General features: G+C 69.5%; 19 protein-coding genes. 8 read left to right on the plus strand and 11 right to left on the minus strand.

Annotated features, from left to right (window positions below; genetic code table 11):
* Nucleotides 1-68 precede the first annotated feature (68 nt).
* The 6 genes from ACYQ07_RS06095 to ACYQ07_RS06120 all read right to left on the minus strand — a co-directional run bounded on the left by ACYQ07_RS06095 (nt 69) and on the right by ACYQ07_RS06120 (nt 3,707).
* Nucleotides 69-821, minus strand: a complete 753-nt coding sequence (locus ACYQ07_RS06095; RefSeq protein WP_459878823.1) for a proteasome assembly chaperone family protein — start codon at nt 819-821, stop codon at nt 69-71.
* 64 nt (nt 822-885) lie between these two features.
* Nucleotides 886-1,077, minus strand: a complete 192-nt coding sequence (locus ACYQ07_RS06100; protein ID WP_459878826.1) for an RNA-protein complex protein Nop10 — start codon at nt 1,075-1,077, stop codon at nt 886-888.
* A gap of 37 nt (nt 1,078-1,114) precedes the next feature.
* Nucleotides 1,115-1,915, minus strand: a complete 801-nt coding sequence (locus ACYQ07_RS06105) for a translation initiation factor IF-2 subunit alpha (protein WP_459878829.1) — start codon at nt 1,913-1,915, stop codon at nt 1,115-1,117.
* Between the two features lie 18 nt (nt 1,916-1,933).
* Nucleotides 1,934-2,107 (minus strand): 30S ribosomal protein S27e, encoded by a 174-nt coding sequence (locus tag ACYQ07_RS06110; RefSeq protein ID WP_459878832.1) that lies wholly within the window; start codon nt 2,105-2,107, stop codon nt 1,934-1,936.
* Nucleotide 2,108: 1 nt separating this feature from the next.
* Nucleotides 2,109-2,390, minus strand: a complete 282-nt coding sequence (locus ACYQ07_RS06115) for a 50S ribosomal protein L44e (protein ID WP_459878835.1) — start codon at nt 2,388-2,390, stop codon at nt 2,109-2,111.
* 264 nt (nt 2,391-2,654) lie between these two features.
* Nucleotides 2,655-3,707: a M42 family metallopeptidase gene (locus ACYQ07_RS06120; RefSeq protein WP_459878838.1), complete on the minus strand. Its 1,053-nt coding sequence runs from the start codon at nt 3,705-3,707 to the stop codon at nt 2,655-2,657.
* Nucleotides 3,708-3,834: 127 nt separating this feature from the next.
* On the opposite strand from ACYQ07_RS06120, the gene ACYQ07_RS06125 reads away from it, so the two are divergent.
* The 4 genes from ACYQ07_RS06125 to ACYQ07_RS06140 all read left to right on the plus strand — a co-directional run bounded on the left by ACYQ07_RS06125 (nt 3,835) and on the right by ACYQ07_RS06140 (nt 7,195).
* Complete coding sequence (locus ACYQ07_RS06125) at nt 3,835-4,092, plus strand: MTH865 family protein (RefSeq protein ID WP_459878841.1); 258 nt, start codon at nt 3,835-3,837, stop codon at nt 4,090-4,092.
* A gap of 132 nt (nt 4,093-4,224) precedes the next feature.
* Entirely contained in the window at nt 4,225-5,010 is a 786-nt protein-coding gene (locus tag ACYQ07_RS06130) for a J domain-containing protein (protein ID WP_459878844.1), read from the plus strand.
* 155 nt (nt 5,011-5,165) lie between these two features.
* A complete protein-coding gene (locus tag ACYQ07_RS06135; RefSeq protein ID WP_459878846.1) occupies nt 5,166-5,882 on the plus strand; it encodes a metallophosphoesterase in 717 nt (238 codons plus the stop codon).
* 119 nt (nt 5,883-6,001) lie between these two features.
* Nucleotides 6,002-7,195, plus strand: a complete 1,194-nt coding sequence (locus tag ACYQ07_RS06140; protein WP_459878848.1) for a thiamine pyrophosphate-dependent dehydrogenase E1 component subunit alpha — start codon at nt 6,002-6,004, stop codon at nt 7,193-7,195.
* Between the two features lie 48 nt (nt 7,196-7,243).
* Here the strand turns inward: ACYQ07_RS06140 and ACYQ07_RS06145 are convergent, their stop codons facing one another.
* Nucleotides 7,244-8,572: an NAD(P)/FAD-dependent oxidoreductase gene (locus ACYQ07_RS06145; protein ID WP_459878851.1), complete on the minus strand. Its 1,329-nt coding sequence runs from the start codon at nt 8,570-8,572 to the stop codon at nt 7,244-7,246.
* Between the two features lie 84 nt (nt 8,573-8,656).
* Between ACYQ07_RS06145 and ACYQ07_RS06150 the strand changes: the two genes are divergently transcribed.
* On the plus strand, nt 8,657-9,865 hold the full coding sequence (locus ACYQ07_RS06150; RefSeq protein ID WP_459878853.1) for a threonine synthase: 1,209 nt from the start codon (nt 8,657-8,659) through the stop codon (nt 9,863-9,865).
* A 126-nt stretch (nt 9,866-9,991) separates the two neighbouring features.
* Nucleotides 9,992-11,044: a DUF7096 domain-containing protein gene (locus ACYQ07_RS06155; protein WP_459878856.1), complete on the plus strand. Its 1,053-nt coding sequence runs from the start codon at nt 9,992-9,994 to the stop codon at nt 11,042-11,044.
* Nucleotides 11,045-11,366: 322 nt separating this feature from the next.
* On the opposite strand, the gene ACYQ07_RS06160 is transcribed toward ACYQ07_RS06155, so the two are convergent.
* The gene (locus ACYQ07_RS06160; protein ID WP_459878859.1) at nt 11,367-13,217 is read right to left on the minus strand and encodes a flippase-like domain-containing protein; all 1,851 of its coding nucleotides are present in this window, start codon (nt 13,215-13,217) and stop codon (nt 11,367-11,369) included.
* Between the two features lie 184 nt (nt 13,218-13,401).
* Between ACYQ07_RS06160 and ACYQ07_RS06165 the strand changes: the two genes are divergently transcribed.
* Both ACYQ07_RS06165 and ACYQ07_RS06170 read left to right on the plus strand, forming a co-directional pair.
* Nucleotides 13,402-13,659 (plus strand): DUF7123 family protein, encoded by a 258-nt coding sequence (locus ACYQ07_RS06165; protein WP_459878862.1) that lies wholly within the window; start codon nt 13,402-13,404, stop codon nt 13,657-13,659.
* Between the two features lie 37 nt (nt 13,660-13,696).
* Nucleotides 13,697-14,377 (plus strand): HAD family hydrolase, encoded by a 681-nt coding sequence (locus ACYQ07_RS06170; protein WP_459878865.1) that lies wholly within the window; start codon nt 13,697-13,699, stop codon nt 14,375-14,377.
* A 23-nt stretch (nt 14,378-14,400) separates the two neighbouring features.
* On the opposite strand, the gene ACYQ07_RS06175 is transcribed toward ACYQ07_RS06170, so the two are convergent.
* The 3 genes from ACYQ07_RS06175 to ACYQ07_RS06185 form a co-directional block, all read right to left on the minus strand.
* Nucleotides 14,401-15,006: a winged helix-turn-helix transcriptional regulator gene (locus tag ACYQ07_RS06175; protein ID WP_459878867.1), complete on the minus strand. Its 606-nt coding sequence runs from the start codon at nt 15,004-15,006 to the stop codon at nt 14,401-14,403.
* 114 nt (nt 15,007-15,120) lie between these two features.
* Entirely contained in the window at nt 15,121-16,263 is a 1,143-nt protein-coding gene (locus ACYQ07_RS06180; RefSeq protein ID WP_459878869.1) for an SPFH domain-containing protein, read from the minus strand.
* A 90-nt stretch (nt 16,264-16,353) separates the two neighbouring features.
* Nucleotides 16,354-16,890, minus strand: coding sequence for a DUF84 family protein (locus ACYQ07_RS06185; protein ID WP_459878871.1), 537 nt, complete (start codon nt 16,888-16,890; stop codon nt 16,354-16,356).
* Nucleotides 16,891-16,907: the final 17 nt, after the last annotated feature.

Genomic DNA, 16,907 nt, shown 5'->3' on the forward strand with positions numbered 1-16,907 from the left:
CGGCTGAAACCAGCCAGGAGGTCGACGATCGTCGAACGGTTGTTCGTCGTAAAACGCCGACTCGACGGCTATCCGATGTACCGCAGGTCGTCGTCCGTGGGCGCGGGCCCCTCCTGCATCTCCTGGATCTTGCCGATGACCTCCTCCATCTCCTCGGCGCGGTCCTCCAGAGAGTCGTAGCCCACCTCGAAGCCGAGCAGTTCGGAGAGCGCCTCCAGCACCGTCCGCGCGCTCTTGGGGTCGACCAGGTAGCCGCTGGTCTCGCCCATCAGACACGCCGACTCGAAGCCGCGCCGGCCGCCCAGCCCGAGCACGAGTCCGGAGACGCCGACGATGCCGCCGGCGGGCTCGTCCGGCCGGAACTCCACGCCGACCGCCTCCAGCTCGTCGACCATCCCGCTCTCGGAGACCGCACCGAGCACGGTGTACTCCTCGACCAGCTCGCCCGTGGGGACGCCGCCGAGCGCGAACGCGCGATCCGCGCCGAACGACGCCGCCACGTCGAGGAACGTCGTCGTGAGCCGGTAGTGGCCCGCGTTGGTTCCGGCCTGGTGGTCCCCCGTCAACACGAGCAGGTCCTGGCCGCCCGCCTCGACCGCGTGAAACTCCGCACAGGTGAGCTCGGCGACGCCCTCGTCGTCGACGGACACCTGCGGCGGGAACTCCGTCGTGTACACCCGGCGGACCAGCTCGCTGTCGAACTCCTCCAGCAGATGCTCGGCAGCGAGCTTTCCGACGTGACCGACGCCCGGCAGCCCCTCGATCAGCACCGGGTCCTCGAGCGCCGGCGTGGCAACCTCGTCGATCTCGATGTCCTCCATACCCGTTCGTGTGCCTGGTCAGGCTAAAAGGGCGCGGCTCGCGGTCGACGGAGTTCCGGGACGCCTACGACGACTCCTCACGTCCCCGCCGGCGAGCACGACGACGATACTCGCCGTGGCGGTCCGCGGGGTCGAACGGCGCCGGCGCGGAGTTCTCGCTGTCGGCGCCACACTTCGGACAGGTTTCCGAGAGCGTGTACACCGGTCGCTCGTGGGCGGACTCCCACTCGCTACAGACGCGGATGTCGGACTTCATAAAGGGGTAAGAGGGTGAAGGGGATGCCCGAGGAGCGTTACTCGTCGTCCTCGCGGCGCTCGCGGTGGAACTCGCCGGTACCGCCCGCGGCCTCGATGGACTCGCGGGCGCGCTCGGCGGCCGCCTCGAGATGGTCCTCGGCCGTCTTGTAGTCGGGCGCGCGAACCTTGATGCGGTACTCCGGGGAGCCGACGTAGCCGACTTCCAGTTCGACCTCCTCGGGCACTTCGCCGTTGCCCTCGGCGGCCGACAGCGCCGCCTTGACATCGTCGACGCCGTCGGGCGCCGGCGACTCCAGGTCGACGTAGCCGGAGACGTTGACGTACGGCACCGAGACGTTCTCGCGGGCGGCGTCGACGACGGCCTCGGCGGCCGCCTCGTCGATGTCGACATCCGCGAGCGCCTCCTCGCCGTGGATGGCTGCCTGCTCGAAGGCGTCGTAAAGCGACTCGTACGCCTCGAGCAGCGCGTTCGCCACCTCGGTGTAGCGCTCGTCGGAGACGTCCTCGCCGAAGGCGATCAGCATCCAGTTGTCGGCCTTCCGCGCGTTCTTCCAGTCCTGAATCTTCTCTTTGCGCTGGTGCTCGTTGACGTCCTTGATCGAGAGGTCGATCTGTTGGGAGTCCTCGTCGACCTCCAGCACCTTCGCGACGACCGTCTGTCCTTCGCGGACGTGGTCGCGGACGTTCTTGATCCAGCCGGAGGCGACCTCGCTGATGTGACAGAGGCCGCGTTTGTCCTCGTACTCGTCGAGATCCACGAACACGCCGAAATCGGCGATCTCGTCGACCTCGCCGACCACCAACTCGCCGGGTTCTGGCCAGCCGCTGTACTTCATATCGGGTGAGTGAGGCGGTTACCGTGCCTCAACGGTTTCGACGATCTCGCCGTGGAGCTCGGCCTCCCCGCCGGTCGGGGTCGCGAGCGTCGTGCCGCAGACCGCACAGGAGACGACGGAGGAGGCTTTGCCGAAGACGACCTGTTCGTTCTCGCAGTCGCCACACGCCAGAAGGTGGAAGCTTCCCGCCATCTTACTCCTGGAACGTGAGACGGCCGGCGCGCCATCCTTCGCGCATGTGGGCCTTGCCGCAGTCTCCACAGCGGTACTTGAGGTGCGTCTTCTTGGTGGGCTTGTCGCCACCGGGCACCTTCGAGTATCCGCCGGCGTTGCCGATCGTCGCAAGCGCACGGCGGCGCTGGCGAGCGTCGCGTTTCAGACCGGTCTGACGACCGGATCGGACCTTCTCGACCTCGTGCTCCTGGTGGGAGTCACAGTTGGGACAGTACGTATTGAAACGACGTGGCATCTCCATGGATATCTACCTTACAGAGCGATTCGACATGGACGCTTAAAACGGGTTTGGTCTGTGTCGCCCGACGCCTTATATACGAAACCGCGGCCAGATCCGCCATCCGCTAACCGCAGTCCCCGACGGTCGAGGCGGTCGCGCGGCGCGCCGTCGGGAGCACGCCGACGGCGCGCCAAACGACGCTCCCCGCGCCCACGGTATGCGCCGCCTGTCAGCCATCCGACGCCGAACGTTGGCGACCGTCTGCGAACCGTGTGCAACCGTCGCCTACAGCGTGTAGTCGTGCTCGCCCGTCTCCGACTCCAGGAACGCCGTCAGCAGGTCGATCGTCGCCGACACGTCGTCGCCGTCGGCCGTTTCGGTCACCGTGTGAAGGTACCGGGTCGGGATCGAGATGGCACCGACGGGCTTGGCGCCGTGGGTGTTCTGGAAGCCCGCAGTGTCGGTGCCGCCGGCGGGAAGCACCTCGTGCTGATGGTCGATCCCCTCGGCCTCGGCCACGTCGGTGAGCCGTGAGTGGACCTTCGGGCTGGTGATCACGGAGGAGTCCTTGAGCTTGACCGCCGTCCCCTCGCCGAGCCGCGTCACCGCGTCCGCCTCCTCGCCGATCTGCGGCACGTCGTTGGCAACGGTCACGTCGAGCGCCACGGCGAGGTCCGGGTCGATGTCGACGCCGAGCGCCGTCGCCCCGCGGAGGCCGACCTCCTCCTGGACGGTCGCCGCGAAGTGGATCGTCACGTCGGGACTCTCGATCCGGCGAGCCGCCTCCAGCATCGCGAACACGCAGATCCGGTCGTCGAGCGCCTTCCCCGTCACGCGGTCGCCCATTCGAGTCGTCGTCTGGTCGAGCGTGACCAGATCGCCGACGCTCACGAGCCCGCTGACCGCCTCGCCGTCCCGGCCCACGTCGATGAAGACGTCTGTCACCTCGTCGTCCTTCTCCTGTTGCTCCTCCGTGAGCGTGTGCGGGGGGACGGACCCGATGACGCCCGTGAGATCCTCCTCGCCGTGGACCGTCACGCGCTGGGCCCGGAGTACGCGGGCGTCGAACCCGCCGAGCGGGTCGACCTGCACGAATCCGTCGTCGGTGACGTGCCGGACCATGAAGCCGATCTCGTCCATGTGGGCGGCGACCGCCACGGAGTAATCGGAGTCGCCCTCGATGGTCCCGACGACGTTCCCCATCGCGTCCGTGCGAACGCGGTCGACGCTGTCGGCGAACTCGCGCCGAACGATGTCGCGCACGTCGTCCTCGTAGCCCGGGACGCCGCGGGCCTCGGTCAGCTCTCGAAGCAGGTCGAAGTCGAAATCGAACGCCATGCGGCGTCTCCACCGTCCATACCTAAAGGTCCGAAGGTACCGGCACGGCCCGCCCGGTCCGATAAACCTTCACGAGGTTTTCCGTGGTTCCGCAACGCTTTTGCGGCCAGTCCGGGGATGAGCGTACATGACCGACGTCGAAGCCGAACTCCGCGCACAGATGCTCGAGGCCTTCGAGGGCGCCGACTACCCCGTCGACAACCAGATGAAGCTCGTCCCCGCGCTCCCCGACGGCCCGGCGACGAAGTTCGAGGCCGGCAACGTGAGCTTCACCGCGATGGAGCTCGCCGCCAAACTCGGCAGCGAACAGGAGTTCCCGTACGGCTCCGCTGAGGACCTCGTCGACGACATCATCGAGGGCCTCAAAAAGAAGGACCTGCTGTAACTGGGCCGACCGCTCTCCGACCGTCTCTTGGACCACGTCATCCCGCCAGCGGTCGCGACGACCACCGCGTACAGCCCATCCCGCGTTCACCGGCGGCGAGGGGTTGATACGGGATCAGACCCTACTGGAGGTGTGGTTGAGCACGTCTTCGCCGTCGTTCCTCCATGGGTGCTTCTCGGCGTCGTCGCCGGGGTCTTCGCGTCCGTCGCGGTCGCCGGCCTCTTTTACGCCGGCGACCGGCTGTTTCCCACGCCGGAGCCGCGCGGCGCCAGCAGCACACGCTCCGGTCGACACAAGCGCGGCAGTGGCGACGAGCGTCGACACACGGAAATTCGCGCATACCTGACGGCGATCGACGAGCAGTTCGAGGAGAACCACCCCGTCAGCGGCGTCACGGTTCCCTTTTTCCTCCCCGATCGCGGCGTCGCCATCACCTTCGACGCACACGACTACTTTCGGCTGGAAGAGGAGGGCGTGTTCACCGTCCTCTGTGAACACGAGATGCCCGGCCGGGGGCTTGGCCGACGACTCCCCTTCGGGGTCGACGAGTCGGCCCTCGAAGACGAGGACGCCGGCCGAGCAGGGTCCACCGACCGGCGCAGCCGCGCCGGTCGCGCCGGGCGGGCCAGCCGCGCCGGTCTCGGCGGTGGCACGCGAGCCGCCGGCCGGGCGAAAGACCGTCTCGGCGGCGCCCGTGAGAGTCCGATCGGCGACGCCTTCGAGACGCTGGGACTGCCACGGGACGCCAGTCCCGACGCAGTCAAGCAGGCGTACCGCGAGCGCGTCAAGGAGGTCCACCCCGACCGTGGCGGCAACGAGGAGACGTTCAAACGCGTCCAAAAGGCGTACGCGACCGCCAGCGAGCACGCAGAAACCGGCAGTCACGCCCCGTCCGCAGCCGCGCAGGGCCGGCGGTAGGAGCTGCCGACGGCCGGAGTCACCAGAAGTCTCCCCTACTGGCCTGGCACCCGACGAAGCTTTGTCGCCTCACAACTGACCCCGAGGACGTAGACGACGAGGAGGGGATGATGGCACCCGACGAAGCTTTGTCGCCTCACAATCCGATCCGTGGCATGGACGACGTGTCCCTTCGCGATCGGGCGGCGTTTCTTCCCGCGAGCGGCACGCTCGTCGTCGTGGACACGCATGTGGGGCGCGACGAGGCGTCCGCGGTGTCGTTTCCGCTCGGCGAGCGCGCGGACCTCGCCGAGCGGCTGGACGCGCTCGTCGACCACTTCGACCCGCGGGAGGTCGTCCTCGCCGGCGACGTGGTCCACACCTTCGACTCGGTGTCGGCAGAGAGCCGCGAGCGGCTCGACGAGCTGGCCGCCGTCGCCACGAACCAGGACGCCGAGTTCGTGTTGATCGCCGGCAACCACGACACCGCCCTCGCCGGCGCGTGGGACGGGGCCACCCACGACGAGTACGTTCTTGAGACGGCAGATTCCGACGTGGGAGGGCCCCGAACGGTCGTCTGTCACGGGCACGAACCGCCGGAATCCCCGGCGGACCGGTACGTGATCGGACACGTGCATCCGGCGATCGAGATCGAGGGAGATCGCCATCCCTGCTTTCTCCACGCCGCGGACGCCTACCGGGGCGCCGACGTGCTCGTGCTGCCGGCGTTCAATCGGCTGGCGCGCGGGGTCGCCGTCAACGACGCCGATGCCGCGTCGTTCGACTCCCCGTTCGTCACCGAAATCGGCCGGTTCACGCCGCACGTGTACGACGACGTTGCACAGGAGACGCTGTCGTTCCCGCCGCTCGCGGAGCTTCGCAGGAGGTTGTGAGGGGCGTGGGACGGTGTCGGGTCGACGAACGACCGGAACACTCGGACACGTACCGCCTCCGCTAACTCCTTGTCACCTGAGCACACACGTTCGCCAATGACCGTGGAGGGACGCACCCGATGACTGGCGCGGACCGCAACGACGGCAGCAGCAACGACGGCAGCAGCAACGACGGAGCGGCGACCGACGACCCGCTCGCCGACGCCGACGTGTATCGCGTGCTGGACGCCGACGGGTGTCCGCTCCCGGACGCGACAGTGCCGGATCTCTCCGACGAGCGGTTCCGCGCCATCTACCGCGACCTGGTGACGACGAGACGGTTCGACGAGCGCGCCGTCAGTCTCCAGCGACAGGGCCGGATGGGGACGTACGCGCCCTGCGCCGGACAGGAGGGGTCGGCCGTCGGCTCGACGCACGCGCTCGCCGACCGCGACATCGTGAGCTACCAGTATCGCGAGCACGGCGCGGTCGTCGTCCGCGACCTGCTCGCGGAGTACCTCCCCTACTGGATGGGCCACGAGTCCGGAACCGCCGCCATCGCGAAGGGGAACGTGTTCCCGCTCAACATCGGCATCGGCTCGCACGTCCCGCACGCGGTCGGCGCCGCGTGGGCGTTCGACTACCGCGACGAGGACCGGGTCGTCGCCTGCCACTTCGGCGAGGGTGCAACCAGCGAGGGGGATTTCCACGAGGGCGCCAACTTCGCCGGCGTCTTCGACGTTCCCGTCGTCCTCTGTTGTCACAACAACGGGTGGGCAATTTCCGTCCCGCGCGAGCGCCAGACCGCGAGCACGACGTTCGCCGCCAAGGCGACGGCGTACGGCTTCGACGGCGTGCGCGTCGACGGGATGGACCCGCTCGCGAGCTACGCCGTCACCCGGGAGGCGGTCGAGCGGGCGCGGTCGGACAACGGTGCGGAGGGCGCCGACGAGGACGACACCGACGGCCTCCGTCCCACCCTCATCGAGTTCGTCGAGTACCGGTACGGCGCCCACACGACGGCGGACGACCCCTCCGCATACCGCGATCCCGAGGAGGTCGAGCAGTGGCGCGCGCTGGATCCGCTCGACCGCATGGAGACGTTCCTCCGGGAGACTGGCCGCATCGACGACGCCGGCGTGGAGGCGATTCAGGCGGAGGCCGAGGCGACCGTGGCGGCCGCCATCGAGGCTGCCGAGGACCTCACGGCCGACCCCGCCGACCTGTTTACGGACGCCTACGCCGAGCTGCCGCCCGAACTCCGCCGGCAGCGGGACGAACTCCTCGGCGCCATCGAGCGGCATGGCGAGGACGCGTTCCTGCGGGAGGAGTAGCGGCCTCGCGCTCGCGGCCAGCGCCGGCGGAGCCGCTACCGACCGGGCTTATAAGTGACCCAGCGCGGCCTCGCTCGCCCGGCGCCCGCTCTCCAGCGCGCCCTGGATCGACGACCACTCGGTGTAGTCGCCGGCGAGCACGACCGGCCCTTCCGGATCGTCGGGATCGGGAAGGTTGTCGTGGATGCCCGGCGGCTGCGCGAACTGGGCGAATCGGACGCGCTGGACATCCACGGTTTCGAGCCCCTCAAAGCCGCGCTCGGGGTACCAGGCGGTGAGCGCGGCACGGGTGTCCTCGCGGAGCGCCTCGTCGTCGCGCTCGTGGGCGGCCTCGCCGAGGAACGTCGCGGCGATCAGCGTCCGGTCCTCGGGGGCGTACTCCGGGGCAACCTCGCCCATCGGCACGACCACGTTGGGCGAGTCGTCCGCCGCGTTGAGCAGGATCCGTCGGCCGGCCTCGAAGGTGAGTCCCTCGGGGAGCGTGTACCATCCGGTGACGACGCCGACTCCCTCGGTGGGCACCGACTCGACGCCGGTGAGCGTCCGGGCTTCGGGCGGGGTCGTCGCGACCACGACGGCGTCGGCGTCGACGGTCGACCCGTCCGCAAGTTCGAGGCGGACGCCGTCGGCGGTGCCGTCGGACTCGCCGAACCCGCCGGAGCCGAGCGTGAACCGGCCGCCGGGAGCGGTGTCCAGCGTCTCCACGTCCTTTCCGGTGCGGATCTCGACGCCGGCCTCCTCGGCGCGGGCAGCAAGCTGCTCGGGAATCGCGGTCATCCCGTCGGCGGGGACCGCGATGTTCCCCCGGCTCATCGCCCGAAAGGTGTACTCGAAGACGTGTTTGGAGGTCGACAGCGACCGGTCGAGGGTGATCCCCCCGTAAAAGGGCTCCACGAAGTTCCGGATGTAGGTCTCCGAGAATCCCCAGTCGTCGAGGTACTCGCGGATCGAGGCGTCCTCGCCGGCGAAGAACTCGGCTTCGTCCCGCTTCGAGAGGTCGTAGCGGAGCGCCAGCGTCCGGAGCTTGTCCGAGAACGGGATCTCGGGGTTGAACGCCGACTCGACCGCCCGTGCCGGATCTCGAATCGGGTCCGAGAGCACCGACCGGGATCCGGGTCGGCAGATGGTCGCGCCGGGTGCAAACGACCGGAGGTCGAGCGCGTCGAGGTCGAGCTCGCGGGCGACCGCGGGGTAGCTCGTGAACAACACCTGAAAGCCACGGTCCAGCGTGAACCCGTCCGTCTCCGCGGTTCGTACCCGGCCGCCGACCTCGGGGCGGCGCTCGAACAGCGTCACGTCGGCGCCCGCGTCCGCGATCCGGCGCGCGGCGACCAGTCCGGCGAGTCCCCCTCCGACGACCGCGACGGCTCCGTCCATACCCCCGCTTGGGCCGGCACCCTCAAAGGGGTCCCGACGGCCGCGGACGGGAAGCGCTTAGTCGCCGGCGACGAACGACCCGATATGGAGACGACGGAGACGACAGAGACGTTCCGCGGACTGCGGAGCCGGGAGTCTGGCACGGTTCACGAGACGGCGGATCCGGAGACGGTCGACCCGGACGAGGGGGGACTCGATCCCGCCTACGACCACGAGGCGGTCGACCCGGACGACCTGCTCGCGCCCGCCGAGACGCCCGGCGTCGGCCACTGGCGGTTCGACGCCCTGCTCCCGTTCCCCGCGGAGACGGCGGTGAGCGCCGGGGAAGGTGACACTCCCCTCGTCCCTGCCGAGCGGCTCGCCGGCGAGCTGGACGTGGGTGGCGTCTACATCAAGGACGAGGCGCGCAATCCCACGGGGACCGTCCTCGACCGCGGGCTCTCCGTGGCGCTTACCGCCGTTGCGGGCCGCGCCGCTGCGGGCGACGACGTGGAGCCGCTCGCGTGTGCGAGCCCCGGCAACGCGGGCCAGTCGATGGCGGCGTACGCCGGGCGGGCGGACCTCCGGTCGTACGCGTTCGTCCCCTCGCGGTGTGCCTTCTCGAACAAGGCGATGACGAACGTTCACGGCGGTGACATGCGCGTCGTCGGCGGCCGGTTCCCGGATGCAGCGGCAGCCGTCGACGAGCAGTTGGAGACCGACTACACGAACCTCAACGAGTTCACGACGCCGTACCGCCACGAGGGCGTCAAGACGCTCGCGTTCGAGCTGGTTGCCGACCTCGGTGCGGCGCCGGATGTAGTCGTCGTCCCCACCGGCTCGGGCGAGGTGCTGGCCGGCGTCCACAAGGGGTTCGTCGAGCTGGAGCGCGTCGGCGCGATCGACGGCCTCCCGCGGCTGGTTGCGGCACAGGCCGAGGGATGTGCGCCGGTCGTCGCGGCCGTCGAGCGCGGACTCGACAAACCGGAGCCGTGGTCGACGCCCGACACCATCTGTGGCGAACTGGAGATCGCCGATCCCGCCGGCGGGCGGGAGGCGGTCGCGGCGGTCCGGGAGACCGACGGCGCCGCCACGACCGCGACGGACGAGGAGATCCTCCAGAGCGCGGTGACCGTCGCGCAGAACGAGGTGCTGGAGATGGGCGCGGCCGCCGGGGTCGCGCCGGCCGCCGCGTGGAATCTCGCCGAGGACGGGTTCTTCGACGGCGACGAGACCGTCGTCCTGCTCAACACCGAGGCCGGACTCAAGACGCCAGACGTGCTCCGGAGCCACCTGATGGGGCAGGGAATCTGACTTCTCGGTCGACCAGGGTCATCCCATATTTGCCGGGTGTTGTTCCGACCCTGAACCCGTGTTGATCCGCCTGAATCCGGGCTAACGGTCGTAGGAGTATAAGGGGACGTGGCAGCAAGAGCGGGTATGATGAAACGGGGCGACTGGATGGCGGGTGTTGCGGTCGTCGCCGCGCTCCTGCTCGCGGCGGGATTCGTCGCGGCGGGCGCCGCCGCGCTCGACGAGCCGGCCACCGTCGAGGCGGACGTTGGGGACGTGACCGCAAACGAGTCGAGCGACGCCAACGAGTCGGCCAATGAGAGCGTGTCACCGGGTGAACGCCTCGGCGGCGTCGTCGGCGTACAGGCCGCGGAGATCGACGGCGAGGTCGAGAACCGGTCGTTCGAGCGTCGCGTCGGTCCGGACCGGAGCGACGAGGAGCGCGCCGACGCAGTCGCCGCAAAACTGGAGGAGAACGAACAGCGGCTCGCGGCGCTCGAAGAGCGGAAGATGGAGCTGGAAGCCGCCCGCGAGGCGGGGAACCTGAGCCACGGTGGCTACCGGGCCCGGATGGCGTCGCTCGCCGCCGAGGTCGCCGCGATCGAGCGAACGGCCAACCGGAGCGCGGAGGCCGCCGCCGACCTCCCGGAGGAGGCGCTCACGGATCGGGGCGTCGACGAGGAACGGCTTGCGGCGCTCCGGAACCAGGCGAGTGAGCTCGCCGGGCCGGAAGTCGCCGAGATGGCACGCGGAATCGCCGGGCCGAACGTCGGCGTCGGAGCCGGACCGCCGCCCAACGCGGGACCGCCGGCGGCCAACGAGACGCGGGGGAACACGGCAGCGGTGGAGCCCGGTCACTCGACCGAAAACCGGACGCGGGATACTCCGGGAACCCCCGGTGAGGCCGGCGGCAACGCCAGTGGGGATGCTGCGAACGGCGGTGCGAGCGCCGGCAACGCCAGTGACGGGGCCGGAACCGGCGGCGAAGGTGACGGAAACGCCGGTGAGGCCGGAGAAAACCACGGTGACAGTCCCGGAAATGGCAGTGCAGGGGCCGGGGCGGCCGAAAACGGGACGCCGGCTGGGAACGCCACAGCCGACGAGGCACGGAATGGCGGCCAGCGAGGTGGCACGGCGTCCGGAAACGCCCCCTCGATCATTGACCGCTTTCGAGGCACGCTCGGCGGCGTGTTCGCGTAGCGTGGCCAGCGTGGTCGGCCTGTTCGGAAACGCCCTCGGTGCCGGCACGGCCGGAGCGTGTTCTCACTTTGATCCACTCGGCACAGCCATTGCGGCGGTTGGGTTTGGCCATGGCGGTCTGAACCCCTGACCGCCCCATCCCTGCCTGCACACGACGATCCGCCGCGCCCCGACTCTGCTCCGGGAAACCGCGGCCGGACACCCGGTGTGCCAGCCACCGGCTCCGGGGGGCACGCGGTTGCGTGGAACGGACGCCCCGAGAATCGTCGAAGTCCGTTCCAACCTGCAGACCCCACGGATACCCGGCGAGCGGTCCCCCAGCTCACTTTCCCGTTCCCGGCACCGGATCCGCGTTCGCGGCGTCGACCGCCTCCTCGGCCTCCTCGCTCTCCTCGACGGCCGTCGTGAGCGAGACGTTGAGCGCCAGCATCGACGCCACGCCGCCGACCACCGTGACGACGTTTTTCACCGCGTGGTCGACGATCGCGGCGCCGAGCGCCGTCGCCGCGCCGACCGGCGTCAGCCCCACCACCAGCACGGTGAACGCCCCCTCGTAGAGGCCGATCCCGCCGGGCGACAGCGGCAGCACTTTCGCGAGGTTGCCCACGCTCACGGCGAAGAAACAGACCGCGAGCAGGGTGGCTGGCGCGAGCCCGACGCCGAACGCGGCCAGCACGATCGCCGCGACCAGCACGTCGATCACCCAGACGACCACGCTGGAGGCACCGACCCGCGCGAATGCCGCGGGGTTCCCGCCAACCTGCTGGACGTCGCCGACGAACCGCTCCAACACCGCAGCCACCTTCTCGCCGTAGGCGTCGCCGCTGACCGCCGTCACGAGCGACCGCACGCGGTTGGCGTCGGAGCGAGCGGAGAGCACGATGCCGACGACCGCAGCGACGGCCGCGGTTCCGACGCCCATCGCCACGAACACCGCGGTCCGGCCGGCGCTGTCCGCCTCGCCCCCCGTTCCGAACGCCGCGTCGACGACGAGCGCAAGCTCGCCGGAGGCGGCGTAGCCGACGAGCACGACGCCCGCCAGCGCCGCCAGCGTCAGCAGGTCGAACACGCGTTCGGCCGCCAGCGACGCGAACCCCGACGGATACGGAATCCCGCGGCGCATCTTCACGACGTACGCCCGGATCGCGTCGCCGGCACGTGCCGGGAAGACGAGGTTCCCCGTCTGTGAGACGAAGATGGCGCCCGTCAGGAAGCCGACGCGCTCCTCGAACCCCAGCTCCCGCAGAATGTCGCGGTAGCGGTAGCCGCGCACGGGCCACGAGACGAGGTACAGCGCCGCCGCCACCGCGACCATCCCGCGATCAGCGTTTCCCATCTCCGCGAGCACCTCGGCCGGGTCGAGGTACACCTGCATCAGCGCGACGGCGGCCAGCACCATGAGGAGCCCGGCGCCGACCGTCACCCGACGCGTGATCCGGGGTTGGACGGAGAGCTGCCACCACAGACGGAGAATGGCGCTGCCCATCCCGAGCACGTCCCGGACGAGGTCCACCTTGGTGTCACCCTTCGGCTCCCAGTCGACGGCGAACTCCTTGACGGCGAGCCCCTCACGCTGGGCACGGACCAGCAGCTCCGTGTCCCAGAACCAGTGGGTGTCCTCCACGTCGTCGCGCAGGCGCTCGAACGCGTCCCGTGAGAGCGCCTTGAACCCACACTGGTGGTCCCGGAGGTCGGACTGGAGAAACAGGCGGACGAGGAAGTTGAACCCCTTCGACGGGATTCCCCGCTTTGCCGGGCGGTCGGCCCGGTTTCCGGGCATCCAGCGGGAGCCGGTCGCCACGTCGTACTCCCCGTTTCGGACGGAGTCGACCAGCTCCTCCAGGTGCGTCATGTCCGTCGCGAGATCCGTGTCGAAGTAGACGAGGGTGTCGCCGTGCGCCGCCGCGAACGCGTGTTCGAGCGCGCCGCCACGCCCGAGCCGCTCGTCGCTGTGGAAGTGGCGCACGCGCTCGTCGGCCTCGGCCATCCGACTCGCGATCTCGGGGGTGCGGTCGTCACAGCCGTCCTCGGCGACGATCACCTCGAAGGAGCCCGCCGGGAGGAACGCGCCGAGCGTCGACAGCGTCGTCTCGACCGTCCCCTCGATGGTCGCCTCCTCGTTGTACGCGGGGAGCACGACGCTCACGCTCGGCTCCCCGGCCGATCCGCTCATTAAAAACAGGTGCAGTCGGCGAAGGTAAGTACCTTCTGAAGGCTCACGTGACGGTTTACCTGACGTACCTGATCGACGCCTCGATCACGGGTGAGCGGCCCATTGAGCCCCAAAAACCACCTGACAGCACCGTATTAGCTCGGTTTACCAACCCGCTTTTGAGGGTCGACCATCCAGACATGGTATGAGCACTGCACCCGCGGAGACGGTCGGCAACGCGTCCCCGACCGGCCTCTCGACGAAACAGGTCCGGATCCTCGAATACCTCCGCGAGCACGCGGCAACGCGCACCTACTTCAAGTCCCGGCTGATCGCCGACGAGCTCGACCTCTCCGCGAAGGAGGTCGGCGCGAACATGAGCGCGGTCGCGGACGCCGCGACCGACCTCGACGTCGAGAAGTGGGGCTACTCCTCCGGAACGACCTGGATGGTGACGGCGTAGCCGCGCGCCTTTTGAGGCGCCGGCACGAATTCGGCCCATGACCGACGCGGTGCTGTTCGACATGGACGGCGTGTTTCTGGTCGGCGCCGGCACCGATCCGGCCGTCTACCGGACCGCCGCCCGCGACGCGCTCGCCGAGCTCGGCGTCGAGGAGCCGCCGGCGGATGCGGCCGAAACGCTCGGTGCGGTGCGGTACGATCCCGCGATGGACGCGGCATGCGAGCGACTCGGCGTCGACCGCGACGAGTGGTGGGCCGCCCGCGAGCACCACGCCTCCCGACGGACCAACCGACGTGTCGAGACGGGCGACCGGTCCGTGTACGATGACGCGCAGGCCGTCGCCGACCTCCCCGCGGACTGTACCGCCGCGCTCGTCACCAACAACCGGCAGGCGACCGCCGACTTCGTCGCCGATCACCTGTTCGGCGACCGGCTGGATGCGGTCGTCGGCCGGGAGCCGACCATCGCCGGCTACCGCCGGCGAAAGCCGGACCCGAACCTGATCGAGACGGCGTTGTCCGAGATCGGCGTCTCGGACGGGCTCTACGTTGGCGACCGCGAGACGGACCTCGTTGCCGCCGAGCGAGCCGGCCTTCGGGGCGTCTTTCTCGAACGCGAACACAACGACGCCGCCGCGCTGGCGGCGTCGCCCGACCACGTCGTCGGGTCGCTCTCTGAACTCCCCGAGCTGGTCGCGTCGCTCCGGGCGAACGAGTAGCACAGGGGCCGGAGACGGCGCAGTCAGCGGTCGTAGCTGACCAGCGACGCGGCGTCGTCGGCGAGCGCGACGGCGTCGGCGTCGAAGGTGTCCGCGTATCTGACGATCAGGGTGAGCAGTCGCTCCGGTTCCGTCAGCCGGTAGCCGTCCGAACGGTCGAGGAGGCCGGCGTCCGCGAGGTCCGCGGCGGCCCCGCTCACGGAGGGACGGGAGACGCCGAGCGCGTCCGCCAGGTCCGCGCCGGTCGCGTCGGGATCACGCAGGAGCGCGACGACCATCCCCCGAGGGGTGTCCCGTCGGAGGTAGCCGAGCGCTCGCCGGTCGAGGTCGTCAAACCGCCCAGCCGGGAAGTAGCGTCGATAGTCGGCGTCCTTCTCCGAGACCACTTCGCCCGCCTCCTCCAACGTTCGAAGGTGGTGTTGGGTCTCGCCCGTGCCGAGTTTGAGGTCGTCGCGAAGCTTCGAGAAGTGCGCGCCCGGCGTCGTGGAGACGTAGCCGCGGAGCGCCTCGCGCGTCTCGTTGGCGTCGTCGCCGGCGCCCGCCGCCGAGCCGACGAACGGCGCGGCGGCTCCGACGGCGGCGAACCGCCGCAGAGTCTCGCGTTTTTGCTCGTCGACGCCGTCGGTCACGAGCGGAGGGAGTCGTCGAGTGGGCAAAAGCGCTTCGGCAGGATGACGGGTCGCCAGCAGTGGCAAAAACAAGGAGGGAGGCGATATCGGCGTCGTTCGCCGGTCGTGAGCCGGCTACTCCGTCTCCTTCTCGATGTCGACGTCGGTGTCCGCGGGCGCCTCCTCGTCCATCTCCTGGATGACCTCGTCGGCGGACTTGATGTCGGTACCGGCGTTGCCGGCCTTGACGGCCTCCGCCTCCTTTTCGAGCTCCTCGACGTCCATCTCGGCCGCCTCGTCGATCTGACCGATGATCTCGTCGATGTTGTCGAGCCCGAGCATCTTGCGGGTGTCGGCGTCGAACTCCTTGCCGTCCAGTCCCTCCATCTCCTGTACGTCGGAGCCGGAGAGCGCCTTGCCGTAGCGCCCGACGAGGCTGGTGAGCTCCTGCGGGAGCACGAACGTCGTCGACTCGCCTTTCCCGATCTCTTCGAGGGTCTCCATTCCGCGCTCGATGATGGCGCGCTCGCCCATCGACTCCGCGGAGCGGGCTCTGAGGACCGTGGAGATGGCGTCACCCTGCGCTTCGAGGATCTGGCTCTGCTTTTCACCCTGTGCACGGATGATGTTCGACTGCTTGTCACCCTCGGCCTGCTCGACGGCGGAGCGCCGTTCACCCTGCGCTTCGAGGATCATGGCGCGCCGGCGGCGCTCGGCGGAGGTCTGCTGCTCCATCGCCTGCTGCACGTCCTTCGAGGGGTTCACTTCCCGCACCTCGACGCTCTCGACGCGGATCCCCCACTCGTCGGTGGGCTCGTCGAGCTCCTGGCGGATCTTCGCGTTGATCTCCTGGCGCTTGTTCAGCGTGTCGTCGAGCTCCATGTCGCCGAGGACGGCACGGAGCGTGGTCTGTGCGAGGTTGGAGACGGCCTTCTTGTAGTCGTCCACTTCGAGGAACGCCTTCTTGGCGTCCATCACCTTGATGTAGACGACCGCGTCGGCGGTGACCGGCGAGTTGTCCCGGGTGATCGCCTCCTGGCGGGGCACGTCGAGCGTCTGGGTCCGCATGTCGAACGCGTAGGTGCGCGAGACGAACGGCGGGATGAGGTTGATCCCCGGCTCCAGCAGCTTCCGGTACTCGCCGAACACCGTCAGCGCCTTCTTCTCGTAGGCGTCGACGATCTCGAACGATTGCCAGAGGGTGACGGCCACCAACAACACGAATAGGAGACCGACCGCTACCAGCCCGAACTCTATCTGGAGGGGAAGTGCGTCCATACCCCGAGGTTGGGCCATCCGAACCTTAATAGTTCGCCTGCCGGTGTCCGGACCGATCCAGAACAGGAGTCCAGCGCGGCTCGGGGCAGCTCAGTATAATTTCGAGACGAACGGCCCGAGCGCGCCGGCCACGGCGGTCGAGAGCGCCTCCGCGCGGCCGACGCGGCCGCCGGTGAGCGCACCTGCGGCGCCGCCACGGGTGGCGACGCCCTGCGTACCGAGCACGTCGTCCATCACGGGGCCGAGCTCCTCGCCGGCGTTGACCCGTTCGGCGATCGAGTCGGGAAGCCGCATGCTCGGTCCGGCGCCGCGGCCCACGCACTCGCCGTCGTCGACGGCGGCCCACATCACGAGGGAGAGCCCGTCCATGCCGTCGAGCTCGGCGACGCCGCCCTCCACGCCGACGCCGAGGTCGTAGACGCCGTCGCTCTCGGCGAGAACGGCACGAGCGCGGTTCTCCGCGCCCATGATCGTCTCAGCGTGCCCTCGTGGCTGCTCGCTCACGCCCGAGGGAACGGGGACGGCCTCGACGGTTGCCTCCGCGGCGAACGCGTCCTCGCCGTCGTCGAGAACGCGCTCGACCGCGCGACGTTTCACCGGGTTGCCGCTGCCGACGCCGATGCGCATGGCCGGGTTTGGGGAGG

This window comes from Halorubrum gandharaense, from assembly GCF_054654575.1.

What these genes read in the sequence shown, in the direction of transcription:
- ACYQ07_RS06125 (WP_459878841.1), top strand. Translation starts at nt 3,835, where the DNA reads ATGACCGACGTCGAAGCCGAACTCCGCGCACAGATGCTCGAGGCCTTC.
- ACYQ07_RS06135 (WP_459878846.1), top strand. Translation starts at nt 5,166, where the DNA reads ATGGACGACGTGTCCCTTCGCGATCGGGCGGCGTTTCTTCCCGCGAGC.
- ACYQ07_RS06095 (WP_459878823.1), bottom strand. Translation starts at nt 821, where the DNA reads ATGGAGGACATCGAGATCGACGAGGTTGCCACGCCGGCGCTCGAGGAC.
- ACYQ07_RS06100 (WP_459878826.1), bottom strand. Translation starts at nt 1,077, where the DNA reads ATGAAGTCCGACATCCGCGTCTGTAGCGAGTGGGAGTCCGCCCACGAG.
- ACYQ07_RS06160 (WP_459878859.1), bottom strand. Translation starts at nt 13,217, where the DNA reads ATGAGCGGATCGGCCGGGGAGCCGAGCGTGAGCGTCGTGCTCCCCGCG.
- ACYQ07_RS06170 (WP_459878865.1), top strand. Translation starts at nt 13,697, where the DNA reads ATGACCGACGCGGTGCTGTTCGACATGGACGGCGTGTTTCTGGTCGGC.
- ACYQ07_RS06145 (WP_459878851.1), bottom strand. Translation starts at nt 8,572, where the DNA reads ATGGACGGAGCCGTCGCGGTCGTCGGAGGGGGACTCGCCGGACTGGTC.
- ACYQ07_RS06150 (WP_459878853.1), top strand. Translation starts at nt 8,657, where the DNA reads ATGGAGACGACGGAGACGACAGAGACGTTCCGCGGACTGCGGAGCCGG.
- ACYQ07_RS06120 (WP_459878838.1), bottom strand. Translation starts at nt 3,707, where the DNA reads ATGGCGTTCGATTTCGACTTCGACCTGCTTCGAGAGCTGACCGAGGCC.
- ACYQ07_RS06105 (WP_459878829.1), bottom strand. Translation starts at nt 1,915, where the DNA reads ATGAAGTACAGCGGCTGGCCAGAACCCGGCGAGTTGGTGGTCGGCGAG.
- ACYQ07_RS06155 (WP_459878856.1), top strand. Translation starts at nt 9,992, where the DNA reads ATGATGAAACGGGGCGACTGGATGGCGGGTGTTGCGGTCGTCGCCGCG.
- ACYQ07_RS06140 (WP_459878848.1), top strand. Translation starts at nt 6,002, where the DNA reads ATGACTGGCGCGGACCGCAACGACGGCAGCAGCAACGACGGCAGCAGC.
- ACYQ07_RS06115 (WP_459878835.1), bottom strand. Translation starts at nt 2,390, where the DNA reads ATGGAGATGCCACGTCGTTTCAATACGTACTGTCCCAACTGTGACTCC.
- ACYQ07_RS06180 (WP_459878869.1), bottom strand. Translation starts at nt 16,263, where the DNA reads ATGGACGCACTTCCCCTCCAGATAGAGTTCGGGCTGGTAGCGGTCGGT.
- ACYQ07_RS06165 (WP_459878862.1), top strand. Translation starts at nt 13,402, where the DNA reads ATGAGCACTGCACCCGCGGAGACGGTCGGCAACGCGTCCCCGACCGGC.
- ACYQ07_RS06110 (WP_459878832.1), bottom strand. Translation starts at nt 2,107, where the DNA reads ATGGCGGGAAGCTTCCACCTTCTGGCGTGTGGCGACTGCGAGAACGAA.
- ACYQ07_RS06185 (WP_459878871.1), bottom strand. Translation starts at nt 16,890, where the DNA reads ATGCGCATCGGCGTCGGCAGCGGCAACCCGGTGAAACGTCGCGCGGTC.